Genomic DNA, 14,274 nt, shown 5'->3' with positions numbered 1-14,274 from the left:
AATTATTATAGCTAATACTCCAAGAGAGCGAGTAAGTTTTTGTAAAATGAAAAGGATATAAAAAAACCTAACACCGATTGATGTTAGGTTTGGTATTATCTGAGAGGGATTCGAACCCACGACTCCTACCCTGTCAATGCGAATTAATGCCTTTCTTAAGATTATAAAATGGGGCTTAATCCGCAAGCGATAGATAATGATAAAAACAAAGTTATACTTGTGTCGGATATGATTGACAATAGCCTGGCTAACAATGATTTTGATATGACGGATCAATTACAGAAGGCAATAATTGTTGGAGCCGGCAAAATTGTCGTTTTGCCGTGTGAAAGTTAATATAGAGTCACTGGATTAAAGATTCCCGACAACACTACTATCATTGGATACGGGTCAAAGATTTACAATGATACTACACACCAAACCCTGTTGACTATTGGCAGTGGGGTAAAGCTATATGGTATTGAGTCTGGGGCAGGCAATAAGGTGGCAGATAGTAAAGGAATCGGGATAAGGATTCAGGGAGCGGGTGCGGCTGGCTATGCCAAAAATATTGTCGTAGAGGATGTAAAGATTCGCAATATAGGCTTTTATGGTATCCTTGCTGAATTTGCAGATAATGTAAAGATTTCAAATACTATTATTCATGATATCGGTTTTGCAGGTATTGGGGGCCTTTCTGTTAGAAATATACATATTGATAAGAGCCACATCAAGGGAATTTCACCAGGAAGCAAAGGGAATGCCTATGAAACATTATTATACATAAATAACCATTTTTACATAGGTAAAAAGAGGCGTTTATTTGTAAATTTTTAAAGGTAGGTTTTAAGGAGAAGGTTAATTTCATAATGGATTCTACTGTGCGGTTGAGCGAATGTTATGATTATACTAGTCTTATTGATTTGGCAGTCATACTAAAAAAAAGAGCCCCTAATTATAGGGCTCCTGATCTATAGGTCTTATAGCATATTGTTCTAATAAGAAAGCCTGCTCTCTGCCAGATTTCTTAACCAAAGAATTTGATGATTCGGAAGAATTTCTTCCCACTAATACGACGAAAAAAGGAGAAACCATTTATTTGGCCTCTCCTTTTTTTGTACAAAATTGTTAACTACTGCTGTAGAAAGAATTTTAATTTACTATTTTTCAAGCCTTCCTATCTAGCATCGGAACCGGCTCCTGGACTTTGGTTTTTCCAACCAGGAAGAAATAACACATGAATGCCAAAGTACTGGCGCCAAAAATGACGGCTGCCATGGGAACTCCTGTGTAGGCTCCCCCAATTCCTACAAGCGGGGCAGATAAAGATCCCATGACAAACGGCAATACCCCCAGTAATGCTGAAGCGCTGCCTGCCATATGCCCTTGTGACTGAATGGCTAATGTGAAGGATGTTGTTCCGATCATACTAATCGAAGTCAGGAAAAAGAAAACCGGGATTATGACACCTATCAGCGGGGCTTCCAATAGGAGTGCAATGAGCAAACAGAAGCCTGATACATTCGCTAACCCTAGGCCTATTTTCAAGAAAGTCCGTTCCGAAATGATGTTTGTCAACCGCCCGACGGACTGGCTTCCGATAATCAACGCTAAGCCATTAATCCCGAATAAAAGGCTAAACTGTTGAGGGGTTACACCGTAAATGTTTTGATAAACAAACGGAATGCCAGAAACGTAGGCAAAAATCCCAGCCGTTATGAATCCTTGGGTAAATGCATACCCCATGAACTCTTTGTTTTTAAATAATGTTCCAAAATTGCCTAGAACTTGAGGCAAATTACTTGGAACCCGTTTTTCTGGCGGCAGAGTCTCTTTTAACTTAAATGAAACGGTAATGGTCAATACGACACCAATACATGCAAGAACAATAAATACCCAATTCCAATCCTGAAAAGAAAGGATGGCCCCTCCAACAATCGGGGCAATGATTGGGCCGAGATTTCCTACCAACACCATTAAAGTAAAAAACTTTGTCAGTTCCTTACCGGTATAAAGGTCCCTTACGATAGCCCTGGATAGGACGATCCCGCCAGACGCCGCGAACCCTTGCACAAATCGAGCCGCAATAAGGAGGTAGATATTTGGTGCGATTGAGCATGCCAGGGAAGTCAGGATGTAAAGGCATAGAAAGAACAACAATGGCTTTTTGCGCCCTTTCACATCACTTAATGGCCCTATAACCAATTGCCCCAAACCAAGCCCCAATAAAGCGGCAGTCAAACTGATTTGGACGAGTGAAGCCGTCGTATCAAATTCCTTTACAATGGTAGGGAAGGCCGGCAAATACGTATCGATTGTAAATGGCCCCAAAATGCCAAGCGAGCCTAAAAGCAAAGCGAGTTGCAGCCGCTTCTTTTTGCTAGATTCATTCATGTCGGTCTCCCCTTTCTTTATGTTTTTCCTGCTGAAGCCCTAAGTTAAAAATTTCGTTAACCGAAATTTCACATTGGTACATTATATCCTGAACAACCCGTTTTGGTAAACAATTAATAGAAATATGTAGTCTTCTAATCTAAAAATGGACTAGTTCTTCTATTTTCGGGCTTGCGCCTGGTCCTCTAACTTTTATTCCTTCCTCGTAGAGGCTATATAGAAAAGGCAAAATTAAAAGGATAGATAAAGCACAATAAACGTGCTCTATCTATCCTCAATTTCCGTATTCTTTTTCGTTTAATTCTTGTGTGCAACAAATAAGGAAGTATTCTTACTCCCTTCTTCTTGTAGAAAATATGGGTTCTATCTAAATGGAGAAAGTTCCTAAGATTACAAGATGGGGGATAAAAGCCGGGATATTGCTTCTTTAATTTTGATGAAAATGGAACGCCTTTGATAGATGTCCAGCGTTAATTCTTTACTATTTCGGCTATCGTGAAAAAATAGTTGAGTAAGTTGATCCGCTATTTTTCTATCATAAACGATGGTATTTACTTCAAAGTTTAGATAAAAGCTTCTCCTGTCTATATTGGCGGTACCAACAGAAGCAACTTCCTGATCAACTACAATCGTTTTTGCGTGCATGAATCCATTTTCATACAGAAGTATTTTTGCGCCATATTTTAAAAGTTCTCCTGCATAGACTCCGGAAGCCCATTTAACAAAGGGATGATCCGGATTATTTGGAAACATGATTCTTACATCAACTCCAGACAGTAACGCCATTTTACAAGCATCCATAAAACTTGTATCTGGAACAAAATACGGTGTTTGTATGTAGACACTCCGTTTAGCAGACATGATCAACTTGATGAACATGTTTTTGATGTGTTCCGTTTCTGAGTTCGGCCCACTTGCAATGATTTGGATTGGAACATTCGTGTCATGTTTTTCGGTTTGTATGAAAAGACGCCCAAGATCCAGCTGATGTTCCGCCGTATAATTCCAATCTAAAATAAATCTTCCTTGAATATCGTTTACCGCATCTCCGACAATTCTTAAATGTGTGTCACGCCAATATCCAAACTTTTTATTTAATCCAAGATACTCGTTTCCTACATTGAAACCACCGATATACGCGATCCTACCATCAATGATACAAAGCTTTCGGTGATTTCGATTATTAATCCGGAAATTAATCAATTTTAAAATAGAAGGAAAAAATGCCTCAACTTCCCCTCCGTAGGAAATCAGCTCCCTAAAGAAGGAACGGGAAATCCTTTTAGAGCCAATTTCATCATAGAGAACACGAACCTTTACTCCTTCTTTTGCTTTTTTCGTAAGTTCATCCCGCAGTTTTTTTCCAAGGGAATCCGGCTGAATAATATAATATTGAAGATGAACCTCTTTTTTCGCATTTCGGATGTCTTCAAATAAGGACCGGAATTTATCATGGCCATCACTAAATATGGCCAAATCATTGTTCAACGTGATTAATGCATTCGAAGACTTTACATTCATTTTTAATAAATCGGCGTATTTCTTTAGTGTATCGTTCCTGTACCATTCACTCGTTTTTAATTCATTAAGTTGTTCAACAACCTCTGATTGAAGATAATTTCTTTCCTCCGCAGACAATCGATAAAAATTTTTCTGTTTTAATTGTCTGCCCAGGAATAGGTAGGCAATGAAACCTATGACCGGAATAAAGTGCAGGACCATCAACCAAGCCCAAGTTGATCCAATATCCCTACGTTCAATAAATACAACAATCCCCGCAAACAAAATATTGCTTACCATGATGATGGCTACAATGAGTGTAGTTAAATTGCTAAAATCCATATAGAATTCCTTTCTAATTACATCATGTTCGTGTAGATTGTATTTTTGTACGGTTACTGTTTCAATCCCCTCTTTAATAAATCGATTTCCACCAAATAATGATTCATTGCTTCTTCATATGGTAAATCCCGTGCAAATTTCTCAATTAGATTGCGAAGCGTTACGGCTATAATGATTTTCATGACATAGAGTAATTCCCTGTCATTGGAAATATTTAAGGCAGATTGATCTATGAATGAACTAACCGCTTCCTTAAAACTCCCATCCTCTTCTATGTCGATAAAGATTCTGGCATAAGCACTTTCGATTTTATGTGTCATATTCAAAAAAATGTTTTTCAAAAATTGGTGTGTATCCTCCTTAGTGAGGATTAACCGAAAAAAATCACACATCGTATCAAATAAATCGCCATCATTTTGTCTTAATAGTGATATAAAATTTTCCTTATCTTCTTTTATAAGTTCATTTAATAGAAAGAAAAACGCATCCTCTTTATCCTCGAAGTATTGATAAAAGCTGCCTCGCGGGATGTTAGCAGCTGTAATGATATTCGTAATCGAGGCTTGATTTAATGGTACCCTTGAAAACTCCTGTCTAACAGCTTGAATTAATGTTTGTCTTTTATCCTCGGGCAAATTAAAAAAAGTAACTTTCGGCAAATTTTCATCCCCGCCTATTTAGATAATCGTATTTATGGTGTGTTATTAAAAAATGTACTGCGCTGCTGGTGTTCTTTTTTCAAAAAAGTGATGAAATGCTGCATGGCCATTGAAGGCTGGTCCTTTATAAGGGAAGCATACTCTTTTTTTAGATGTTCTGGCACTAGCTCACTTTTTTTAATTCTTTCAATCATGTAGTCGGCACTAATGTTCTGAATCTCAATACGCTGTATTTTGGCCTCTTTGGAAAACGCCATACCGATTGCACCGATGACAGCAAAGACGACAATCGAGGTTGCGGTGTATTGCTGATTTGGAGAAGCAAATAATATAATGAACAGATTAAAGATGGATAAAGTAATTAAAGGAAATGAAAACAAAGCGTATTTAGAAGCTTTTTTCAAAAAAGGGGATATGATTTCCTCAAGTTTTTCAATCTCTCTTTTCACAGAATTGGGCATATCGTTCATGAATTGTATCAAACTATCTCTCCTCTTTGCTATGAATCAGAATAAGCTCTTTTTATTGGTATTAACAAATTATCTGGTAGTTGAAACCTTTCATTGTTGGTAATAACCCTAAGTTCTTCAAGACTTTCCATATAATTATTAACCCTAACATATTGTGACACCGTGTCACTTATAATGGTAGCGTGACACAGTGTCATATGTCAAATTTCACGATTCAAAACAGACTCAAACAAAAATAGCTTCACAAGATGAACTCTTCTTCCATGGTGCCCAATGGTTGTAGGAAGGTTGAAATGGATAAAGATGAGCTGGCTAAAATAGCGCTAGACTTTATAGAACACCATTGAGAGGGATAATATTTCAAATAAAATGATAACAGCCATCAGAGAATTTCAAGTCTCCAATGGCTGTTAATATTTCATGGCCCCCTGCAGTTACTGGTTAAATTGTCAGCAATTGCCGGGTCCATAGCTGGCTCATTCTCTCCGCAATACTCAATGCCCTTATCTAAAAATGATAGTATATTGGCCACTAAAAGGAAGATATCTTTCCATCATCAGCGGCAAAAATGCAATTTTCTATGTAGGCAGCTTTTAATTTAATATGTATGTTACATGTTTACCTGCTCCTCCTGCCACGGGAAGAACACAGTTGTTTGTATTTTGGCCAATCAACAGTTCCATTCCGGCTGGTGTGGAAATATTGATTCCTCTCAGTGAAACATAAACATTTAATTTTTCATTTTTTCTTATGAGGCTATTTCCTGCAATCGTACCGGAATTATTGCCCGAACGAAAGGCGATGGCGGATGGCGCCACATACACATTATCCTGGACATCCTCTACTTTGTTCCCGGAAACTGAAAACTGCTGATTTTGAGTATATAAGTGGATCCCATTTGCATATGAATTGACCAAAGTATTATTTTTTATCACTAAGTCTTTAGTATATGACGCCTGAATAGCACCCGAGATGTTATTCCCCTGCTGTCCCGCTTCAGTTAATTGATTACCTTCTATAGTACAGTCTCTGCTGTTATCGGATGAAGCTCCAGCCACTACGATCCCATATCCCTTACCGATTCCATCTATTCGGTTGCCCTTGGCCGTGCATTTCTGGGAGCCATATACATCCGTTCCATCATTTCCTGTTGCATTAACAAATGCGATTCCAACCTTGGTATTTCGTATTGTATTATTGTTAAATGTAATATTTTCCCCGCCATGAGTATCTAAAGCCTCCCATAACGGAATGTCTTCTATTATACTGTCGGTCACTGAACTATCCGCACTTCTCGGATGTGCTTCCAAGCTGCTCTCAGCACCCTTACGCGAGTAGAAGACGCCATAGGCGTTCCCTTTGCTTCCTGGCGAAATTCCCTTTATGTGGCTCTTATCAATATGTATATTTCTAACAGAAAGGCCTCCAAAGCCTGCAAAACCGATATCATGAATAATAGTATTTGAAATCTTTACATTATCAGCAAATTCAGCAAGGATACCATAAAAGCCTATATTGCGAATCTTTACATCTTCTACGACAATATTTTTGGCATAGCCAGCAGCACCCGCTCCTTGAATCCTTATCCCGATTCCTTTACTATCTGCCATCTTATTGCCTGCTCCTTGAAGCTCAATACCATATAGCTTTACCCCACTGCCAATAGTCAACAGGGTTTGGTGTGTAGTATCATTATAAATCTTTGACCCGTACCCAATAAGAATAGTGTTGTCTGGAATTTTTAATCCACTGACTTTATATGAACAATCGAACGGCAAAACAACAATGTTGCCGGCTCCAAGATTTATTGCCTTTTGCAATTGATCCGTCATATCAAAATCACTGTTAGCGAGGCTATTGTCAATCATATCTGACACACGTATAACTTTGTCTTTATCATTATCTGGCGCTTGCGGATTAAGCCCAATTTTTACTTCTGCAAGATTGTACAGTCCATCATTATCAAAATCCTCAAATTCTATACCTGAGCTCAGGCCATACTCCCTTTCCCAATTATCATCTATGCCATTTTTATTATCGTCTATCAAACCCTGACCAACCACCGATGTATTGGGCAGCCAAAGCATGGTCACAATTAATATAATAATAAAACTCTTGAAGTAAATTCTCAGATGCAGCATTTTCCTTCTCCTTCTCCCGATAACTAACCAAAAACACTAAAAATAGTCTTTTTTCCTAGTAATCTAGATATTTTTAGCATTATTATACATAAATTAGGTAGTTTTATATAGGTAAAAAGAGATATTTATTTGACATTTTTTAGACGTAAGTGTTTTAATGAGAAGGTTAATTTCATATTGGATTCCACTTTAGTTGAGCTAAACTCTTGATTTTACGGGCCTATGAGCAGTCATCCTAAAAAAGGAGCACCTATAAATAGGGCTCCTGATCATATAGTCCTAATAGAAAAGCCGGCTCTCTGCCAAATTTCTGGTCAATAGAGTCGGCTTTATTGCTTTCCTAATAGTAGATTTTTCTCTTTGTAAAAAATATAGCGTGTCTGATTGATCGACTCTTTTAATAGCGGAAATCTTACTAAAAATCTGACTAAGCATGACTACCTCGGTTCTGCAAATTGCTCAATACTTTATTGAAACATACGTTCGCAATAATCGGAATTTAGTTATAGAAATAAATAAAAAATCCTAACACCGATTGATGTTAGGATTAGTATGATTCCGACTGGGTTCGAACCAGCGACCCCTACCCTGTCAAGGTAGTGCTCTCCCAGCTGAGCTACGGAATCGTTATTAAGTTTTCCTCTTGGTGAGGACAATAATTACTATACTAAGAAACAAAGTTAAAGTCAATACCTTTTCATTAAATTCGATTCAAAAAGTAGACTTTCAACTTAAAGCAGATGATTTGGATAACCCTCCCCCCTCCGCTTACACTATTGGGGAACACCTTACTATTCGGGAGGGATTCAAGTGACGTTAAAGATCCGTGTGTATTCAGATTTTGTGTGACCGTTTTGTTATATAGCGGAGGCTCCGCTAAAAGAAGCGATTCAGGGTAAGGATGTTGAGCTGGAATGGATGCCATTTGAGCTGCGGCCGTTTCCCCATAAGACGCTGTCGCCAAAGGGCGATTATATTCAGAATGCTTGGCATGGTTCGGTTTGGCCGATAGCTGAGCGTTTTAACGTAAAGATTGTCCTTCCGGATGTTGATCCGCAGCCACATACACATCTAGCACATGAAGGAACGCAGTTGGCTAAGGAACATGGGATAGGGAACGAATATAGTGAGGCTGTGCTGGCTGCTTTCTTTGCGGAAGGCCGTGATATTGGTGATATCGATGTTCTGACAGAGATAGCGGGAAAAGTTGGACTTGATGAAGCGACGTTCCGAGAAGCACTTGAAACGCGGAAGTATAAGCAGGCGCACAAGGAAGCTCTCCGCCATGCGTATGAGGAAGCCAGGATTACCGCTGTTCCGACGTTTTTTATTGGGGATCAACGGGTTCAAGGATTAAATACGAAGGAGATGCTGGAAAGGTTTATTGAGCGCGAGCTTGGCAAGGAGCCGCCAGCTGCGGGCGAAGCATGTGGGATTGATGGCTGCTGACATGGTTCGTGGGCGCCAGCCGGGCAATCGGCTGGCTTTTTACATAAGAGAGAGCTTTTGGATTTTACTGTTTTTTCAAGAGATTTATTAGCGGATTAGAAACACTTCTTGCATTTTTTGTATTTTAATTGCGAATAAGATTTTTCATATTTTTCGTTTGCTTCACTTAGAGATGCAAACTGATGCCAACCGCCATCCTCTAGATTTTGTCCAATACCTTTTTTATCGGTTTCGTTTTGCAAGATAAATGAACAGTATTGTTTATGTACAGTACAACATTTTTCGGGAAAATCAACGTTCATCCAAAACATGACAAGTTAAGCTCCCTTCCATTTTATATAATTACCAATCATTTTTTCGGATTCTTTGGTCCATTAGGATGGCAAACAAGTAAGATGGTGCCTGTAGTTTTTGAAGTGGTACAGTATTTTCAAGAGGCACATACTTTAAAGCTTCTGCAAATGTACCCTTCGAAACATTACGATTAGTTCGGTCCAGTTCTATTGTATTTCCAGATACTTTATAGGTAAATTCACCTCCTTTAATTTGCTTGAAAACTTGTCCTTCATTTTGACTAATTCTTTTCCAGACTTGTTCAATCAACCAAATTACCCCTTTTAATAAAATTAGGATTTTAATTAACTCGATTTTAAAACAGGATTGTTCCTTTACTCCAACCTTAGAAGGTTTTTAGCCTTCTCTTTTACTTCTGCTGAAAGTCGAGGTGAATCCATAATTAGCAACAAGGCCTCTTTTTGTTTACCATGCTCAAAAGTATCTTCTGCAAAAGAAACTCTTATGGTAGCACCATTGGAAGTATATATTTCCGATAACATTTCAATTTTTTTTGTTTTAGAAAGTTGCTTATTGTTATAGATTTCATAATCATCAACGAAAGATCTTTTTCCAATCGATTTTAGTGCCATTTCCAGCTTCCCAATATTCACAAGACCGCCTCCAATATTTGTTATTACCTATAAATTAGCACGAAACTTTGCAGCTGTGTTTTAGCAAATTTATTAGCTAACAGTAATGTTTAATCATAGGTAATTAGAGCTTTCTGATTATCTCTCCTACAATAAAAAACAAGGCCCAAAACGGACCTTGCTGTTTTTATAATGAAATTACACTACCCTATAAAAGTGGCGGATATTCTGGCGTATAGGTCAGCTCGCATCCAACGCCGATCTCCTCTTCTATTCCTTAGGCGATGCGGCCAACTTTCTTCTCGACGATTTTATTGGTTTCACCTGACATGTAGAGGATGCCCCATATTATTTCTTAGATTTTACCAAAATACATCTAATTAGAATGCATTTTCATAAACATAGTTTATGAACCTTTCTAATTAGGAGGAACATATGGACCGGTTAAGCCACTCTAAAGTGAAGCCATATTTAGTTCACATTGATAAAGATGATATTGGGTTCGCCCTAACTCATCTAAATGAGGTTCTGGATTTTATATCAATCATCGTAAAAGGGATGCCTTCGATATCACGGCATCCCTTTTTACTTTTACTAAGTAACGACTTATCGTATTAATAGTGGCGGCCCGTAGTAAGTAATATCTATTCTCCTTCATCATAAAATTTATAAGACCAATCTGAATATTTATTTGAATATTATAAGCTCCCCACCCTCAAAGTTTCCTGAGGGATTGTATTTCATCAATGGATAATCAAAATGGAGGGGAAAAAATGAAAAAATACGGTTCTTTTTCTGGTACGGTTACCATGATTCAAGATTACTTAGTAGGATCTGATGAGGAATTAAAAGGGTGTTTTAAATTAATGTCCCTACAAGGAGGAGATGGTTCAGTAGTAAATTTCGTCATTAGTCCAACCACCTATTTTCTAGACCATGTTATCGTTTCAGTTGGAGACCGTGTGACTGGTTTTTATGATGTCAACGTACCGGTTCTTCTTATATACCCGCCACAATATCAAGCACTCATAATCGTAAAAGATAACCCTTATCAAAATGTAAAAGTAGACTATTTTAACAGCCAGCTGATGAGTAGTGATGGTCAGTTACAGTTGAATATTTCTAGTAATACTCTTGTTTTATTACAAAACGGCCAGCCCTTCACAAGGAATCCCGGAAACCGGAATCTACTAGTTGTATATGGCGCTGCCACATTTAGCATTCCAGCCCAGACTACTCCCTATAAAATCATTGTTCTGTGTTAGACGTCTATCGGCTGGCTTTTTCCATAAAGGGGGGTTAAGGGGTATTGTTAACCTACTATGAAATAGGGGACGATTCTGAAGTATGGGTTGTCCCCTATACTATAGAATTTAAAAATTGCTTCGAAGAGTTCCTAGATTCCTATTCGCTTTCGTTATTTCTTTAAATACAACCCTGTCATGATCCAAGCCAAGCCGTACAAGCCGCCGGATAATAAACCACCGACGAGCGGATTAATGCCGTATATAATAATCATGGCGACGGCAACTGCTGGTACCGTCAGAAGGAATAAAATAGCTGCGGTACGAGGAAATTCATTCCTGCGGCGCAGCACCAGACCAAGTGGAAGGGCACCCAGGTACATTACAATATTGCCGATTCCGGCGGCTAAGTTGATTAAATCCATTAAAGATTTAAAGTCAAAGAAGCCGTGTAAAATAAACGCTAATGCCCCGAGTGCAAACATCCCCTGTCCGAGTCCAGAAAGAAAGGCCCCGGTTCGCCACATCAATCCTGCTTTTGCAGCTGTAACTCGATTGTTGAGTGCGTAAAGTCCAAGGAGTAAACCACACATTGCCAACAATAGCATGGAGTTATTAACATAATAAGCATAATGAGTCACATCGTGCAGAATCCCGTCATTTCCAGTTGTCACATCGAGGTATCCTTGCCAAATATTATTGATGGCCAAAAGTGACCCGCCTGTTATTGCCCCAATGGAAGCCAGACGAATCTGCCCATTACTTGGGTCACTTAATGCGGAAGTAGTCCCTGCCTGGTCGACATTTCCCACTGTAACATCCCCCTCCAGAGTTTTTTATTGCATTAATAAGATATTCTTCCTCTCTGGTTTTGAGTACGTACAAATGGTTTGGTAAGTATAGACGCTTGGAGCAGTTGGCCACCCGCAAAATTGGAGCATATCACTCTTATTAGTTGAGGATCTGTTAGATATTTTTCTCCATTCGTTACACATTCAAAAAGTCGGCTTTATTTTCATCTGTTCTGCGAAAGCTGCTCTCTGAATGCTGTGTAATTTCCTTCGGCCAACAGTTCTCAAGGGGAGTAGTAAGAGTGGAAAAATCACAAAAGGGACCCCTATTTTACTTTCGGGACCCCTCTTAGATCAAAATTAATAAGCTGACTTTTCGTTATTTACATTCAATTGCCAAATAACACCGAATTTATCGGTTACTTGGCCATAAAGCTTTGCCCAGAAGGTTTCTTGAAGCTCCATGCCAACCGTTCCGCCTTCTTTCAGTCTGTTAAAAACAGCTTTAAGCTTGTCCTCGTCAAAGCCATGGTAAGCTAGGCTTATGTTATTTCCAACCGTAAATGGTGAACCGGGAAACGTATCTGAAAACATAACATTGCTTCCATCAATATTAAGACGAGCATGCATGACTAAATTTTTCGCTTCTTCCGGAAGTGGATATTCTGGATTTGGAGGATTCTCACCAAACGTCATAATACGCGGTTGCTCCGTACCAAAAACCTCCGCATAAAACTCTACAGCTTCACGACAATTCCCATTAAAGTTCAAATAAACATCAACAGCCATTTCAATCACTCCTATCAATTAGTGGAAATCCATAATGTTCCTCCTTCATTCTAACCAAAAAACCTATAAATAGCATATATATATTGAAAAGTTCTCCTAAAGAGTGGCAAAAAGTTTTTTAGAGTTTATAGGTTTCTCTATAAAGGAAATAACTTCACTCTAAAATTAGGACGGAGCTAACAAAATATTAATTCCTTTTTACTGGGAAATTAACGGTGATCCACATCGAAATAATTAAATTACCTTGCATTACAAGATAGATGAAGCTATACTTATTATATATCTTGTAATGCAAGCCTTTTTTTATTTTTAACTCTTGTAATACAAGGTATATAAAGGGGTGAAAATTGTTGTCAACCACACAAATGTTAAAAGGAATCATTGATGGCTGCCTTTTGGCTATTATCAAGGATAAGGAAGTCTACGGTTATGAACTGGCCGAAAAGCTTGAAAGCTATGGTTTTGATTCCTTCAGTGAAGGTACGATTTATCCATTGTTAATGAGGATGCAAAAAGAAGGATGGGTCACTTCCACATTAAAAAAATCAATAGCAGGACCAAGACGGAAATATTACTCACTTACGCCGAAGGGTGAAGCTGAATTGGAAATGTTCATGGAGCGTTGGAATTATTTACAAAGTAATGTCAATCGGGTTTTACACCATGAATCGGACACAAAACAAATAAAGGGGGATGGTGCAGTTGAATAACGAATTAAATCTATCTGATAAAAGTAAGGAGTTTTTGGGAAATTTACGCGTATACTTATTTTCCAGTGGAAAGAATTCGAATGAAATCGATGAAATTGTCGAGGAATTGGAGGTCCATTTATTCGAAACAGAAAAAAGTGGCAAGTCTATTGAAAAGATTATCGGAAAGTCTCCTAAGGAATATATGCAAATGGTTTCTAATGAAATGGTCATTGACTATCGAACATGGGCCAAATATATTTGCCTCATTATTTTTGGGTCATTTTCTTTTACCATTTTTTCAGATTTATTAAAAGGCACGCTTTCTTATTCTGTTTTGGAACTTGTCGGGCATCTTGTCATTGCGGGGATATTTATAGTTAGCGTTTTTTCAGGATTTAAATATCTTTCAACCACAAATCAATCTGCCAAAAAACAATTATTGATCTTATATGCTATAGTACTGCTGCCGATTGCATTGTTTGTCGGTTTGATTTTCTTAAATAAAGCCATCTATACCCCAGTTATTCATTTTGGCCATACGGCAAGCCTAATAATCGGAATTATTACTGCACTCTTTATCATAGTAATGTCCTTTTGGGCAAAAACCTGGACATTAATCATTATCGTTGCCATTTTAACATTACCTGATTACTTACTGAGTATGACATCGTTGAAACAAGTTACACAACTACAGGCAAGCCAGTGGATTAGTATCGGCGGGATTGCCATTTATTTATGGATAACGTATATGCTGGAAAAAAATAAGTAACTCCTAATACAAAAACTAACTATCTACATTTTATCTGTTGTTAAAGGGCTATTTCTATTACTTTGTAAAAACCAAAAGAGCAGGAAATGATTTATCCTGCTCTTTTGGTCTGTATAGGCATCAAACAAT

Annotated in this window: 15 protein-coding genes and 1 tRNA gene; 5 read left to right on the top strand and 11 right to left on the bottom strand. The window is 38.1% G+C overall.

Annotated elements, in window-relative coordinates; all coding sequences use genetic code 11:
• Positions 1-483: 483 nt before the first annotated feature.
• Positions 484-816, top strand: coding sequence for a right-handed parallel beta-helix repeat-containing protein (locus V1499_RS07005; RefSeq protein ID WP_409274922.1), 333 nt, complete (start codon positions 484-486; stop codon positions 814-816).
• Between the two features lie 330 nt (positions 817-1,146).
• On the opposite strand, the gene V1499_RS07000 is transcribed toward V1499_RS07005, so the two are convergent.
• From V1499_RS07000 to V1499_RS06975, 6 genes are all read right to left on the bottom strand, one after another.
• Positions 1,147-2,373 carry a multidrug effflux MFS transporter gene (locus V1499_RS07000; RefSeq protein ID WP_409274920.1) on the bottom strand — a complete coding sequence of 409 codons (1,227 nt, stop codon included), beginning with the start codon at positions 2,371-2,373 and terminating at the stop codon, positions 1,147-1,149.
• Positions 2,374-2,763: 390 nt separating this feature from the next.
• Complete coding sequence (gene cls, locus V1499_RS06995; protein WP_409274918.1) at positions 2,764-4,215, bottom strand: cardiolipin synthase; 1,452 nt, start codon at positions 4,213-4,215, stop codon at positions 2,764-2,766.
• Positions 4,216-4,268: 53 nt separating this feature from the next.
• Positions 4,269-4,874, bottom strand: coding sequence for a TetR/AcrR family transcriptional regulator (locus tag V1499_RS06990; protein WP_409274916.1), 606 nt, complete (start codon positions 4,872-4,874; stop codon positions 4,269-4,271).
• A gap of 32 nt (positions 4,875-4,906) precedes the next feature.
• Positions 4,907-5,356 carry a DUF5392 family protein gene (locus V1499_RS06985; RefSeq protein WP_409274915.1) on the bottom strand — a complete coding sequence of 150 codons (450 nt, stop codon included), beginning with the start codon at positions 5,354-5,356 and terminating at the stop codon, positions 4,907-4,909.
• Positions 5,357-5,937: 581 nt separating this feature from the next.
• Positions 5,938-7,485: a right-handed parallel beta-helix repeat-containing protein gene (locus V1499_RS06980; protein WP_409274913.1), complete on the bottom strand. Its 1,548-nt coding sequence runs from the start codon at positions 7,483-7,485 to the stop codon at positions 5,938-5,940.
• Positions 7,486-8,038: 553 nt separating this feature from the next.
• Positions 8,039-8,111, bottom strand: a tRNA-Val gene (locus tag V1499_RS06975).
• A gap of 184 nt (positions 8,112-8,295) precedes the next feature.
• Here V1499_RS06975 and V1499_RS06970 point away from each other — a divergent pair.
• Complete coding sequence (locus V1499_RS06970) at positions 8,296-8,934, top strand: DsbA family protein (protein ID WP_409274910.1); 639 nt, start codon at positions 8,296-8,298, stop codon at positions 8,932-8,934.
• A gap of 95 nt (positions 8,935-9,029) precedes the next feature.
• On the opposite strand, the gene V1499_RS06965 is transcribed toward V1499_RS06970, so the two are convergent.
• The 3 genes from V1499_RS06965 to V1499_RS06955 all read right to left on the bottom strand — a co-directional run bounded on the left by V1499_RS06965 (position 9,030) and on the right by V1499_RS06955 (position 9,881).
• On the bottom strand, positions 9,030-9,245 hold the full coding sequence (locus V1499_RS06965; protein WP_409274908.1) for a hypothetical protein: 216 nt from the start codon (positions 9,243-9,245) through the stop codon (positions 9,030-9,032).
• Positions 9,246-9,276: 31 nt separating this feature from the next.
• Positions 9,277-9,537: a hypothetical protein gene (locus V1499_RS06960; RefSeq protein ID WP_409274906.1), complete on the bottom strand. Its 261-nt coding sequence runs from the start codon at positions 9,535-9,537 to the stop codon at positions 9,277-9,279.
• 65 nt (positions 9,538-9,602) lie between these two features.
• Entirely contained in the window at positions 9,603-9,881 is a 279-nt protein-coding gene (locus V1499_RS06955; RefSeq protein WP_409274904.1) for a hypothetical protein, read from the bottom strand.
• A gap of 752 nt (positions 9,882-10,633) precedes the next feature.
• Between V1499_RS06955 and V1499_RS06950 the strand changes: the two genes are divergently transcribed.
• Entirely contained in the window at positions 10,634-11,125 is a 492-nt protein-coding gene (locus V1499_RS06950) for a hypothetical protein (RefSeq protein WP_409274903.1), read from the top strand.
• Between the two features lie 152 nt (positions 11,126-11,277).
• On the opposite strand, the gene V1499_RS06945 is transcribed toward V1499_RS06950, so the two are convergent.
• Together V1499_RS06945 and V1499_RS06940 are read right to left on the bottom strand one after the other, a co-directional pair.
• On the bottom strand, positions 11,278-11,916 hold the full coding sequence (locus V1499_RS06945; protein WP_409274901.1) for a hypothetical protein: 639 nt from the start codon (positions 11,914-11,916) through the stop codon (positions 11,278-11,280).
• Between the two features lie 339 nt (positions 11,917-12,255).
• A complete protein-coding gene (locus tag V1499_RS06940; RefSeq protein WP_409274899.1) occupies positions 12,256-12,684 on the bottom strand; it encodes a VOC family protein in 429 nt (142 codons plus the stop codon).
• A gap of 350 nt (positions 12,685-13,034) precedes the next feature.
• On the opposite strand from V1499_RS06940, the gene V1499_RS06935 reads away from it, so the two are divergent.
• Both V1499_RS06935 and V1499_RS06930 read left to right on the top strand, forming a co-directional pair.
• On the top strand, positions 13,035-13,394 hold the full coding sequence (locus tag V1499_RS06935; protein WP_409274898.1) for a PadR family transcriptional regulator: 360 nt from the start codon (positions 13,035-13,037) through the stop codon (positions 13,392-13,394).
• Positions 13,387-14,145, top strand: coding sequence for an HAAS domain-containing protein (locus tag V1499_RS06930; RefSeq protein WP_409274896.1), 759 nt, complete (start codon positions 13,387-13,389; stop codon positions 14,143-14,145). The genes V1499_RS06935 and V1499_RS06930 overlap by 8 nt, the downstream gene beginning before the upstream one ends.
• The last annotated feature ends 129 nt before the right edge of the window (positions 14,146-14,274 follow it).

It is taken from the genome of Neobacillus oceani, assembly GCF_046237595.1.
Lineage (GTDB): Bacteria > Bacillota > Bacilli > Bacillales > Cytobacillaceae > Bacillus_D > Bacillus_D oceani.
Note: the sequence above shows the minus strand (reverse complement) of the source record. Positions and strands in the feature narration are given on the sequence as shown.

Bases quoted from the DNA above. Each gene is read 5' to 3' on its own strand.
- V1499_RS07000 (WP_409274920.1), bottom strand. From the start codon at position 2,373: ATGAATGAATCTAGCAAAAAGAAGCGGCTGCAACTCGCTTTGCTTTTA.
- cls (WP_409274918.1), bottom strand. From the start codon at position 4,215: ATGGATTTTAGCAATTTAACTACACTCATTGTAGCCATCATCATGGTA.
- V1499_RS06980 (WP_409274913.1), bottom strand. From the start codon at position 7,485: ATGCTGCATCTGAGAATTTACTTCAAGAGTTTTATTATTATATTAATT.
- V1499_RS06965 (WP_409274908.1), bottom strand. From the start codon at position 9,245: ATGTTTTGGATGAACGTTGATTTTCCCGAAAAATGTTGTACTGTACAT.
- V1499_RS06950 (WP_409274903.1), top strand. From the start codon at position 10,634: ATGAAAAAATACGGTTCTTTTTCTGGTACGGTTACCATGATTCAAGAT.
- V1499_RS06940 (WP_409274899.1), bottom strand. From the start codon at position 12,684: ATGGCTGTTGATGTTTATTTGAACTTTAATGGGAATTGTCGTGAAGCT.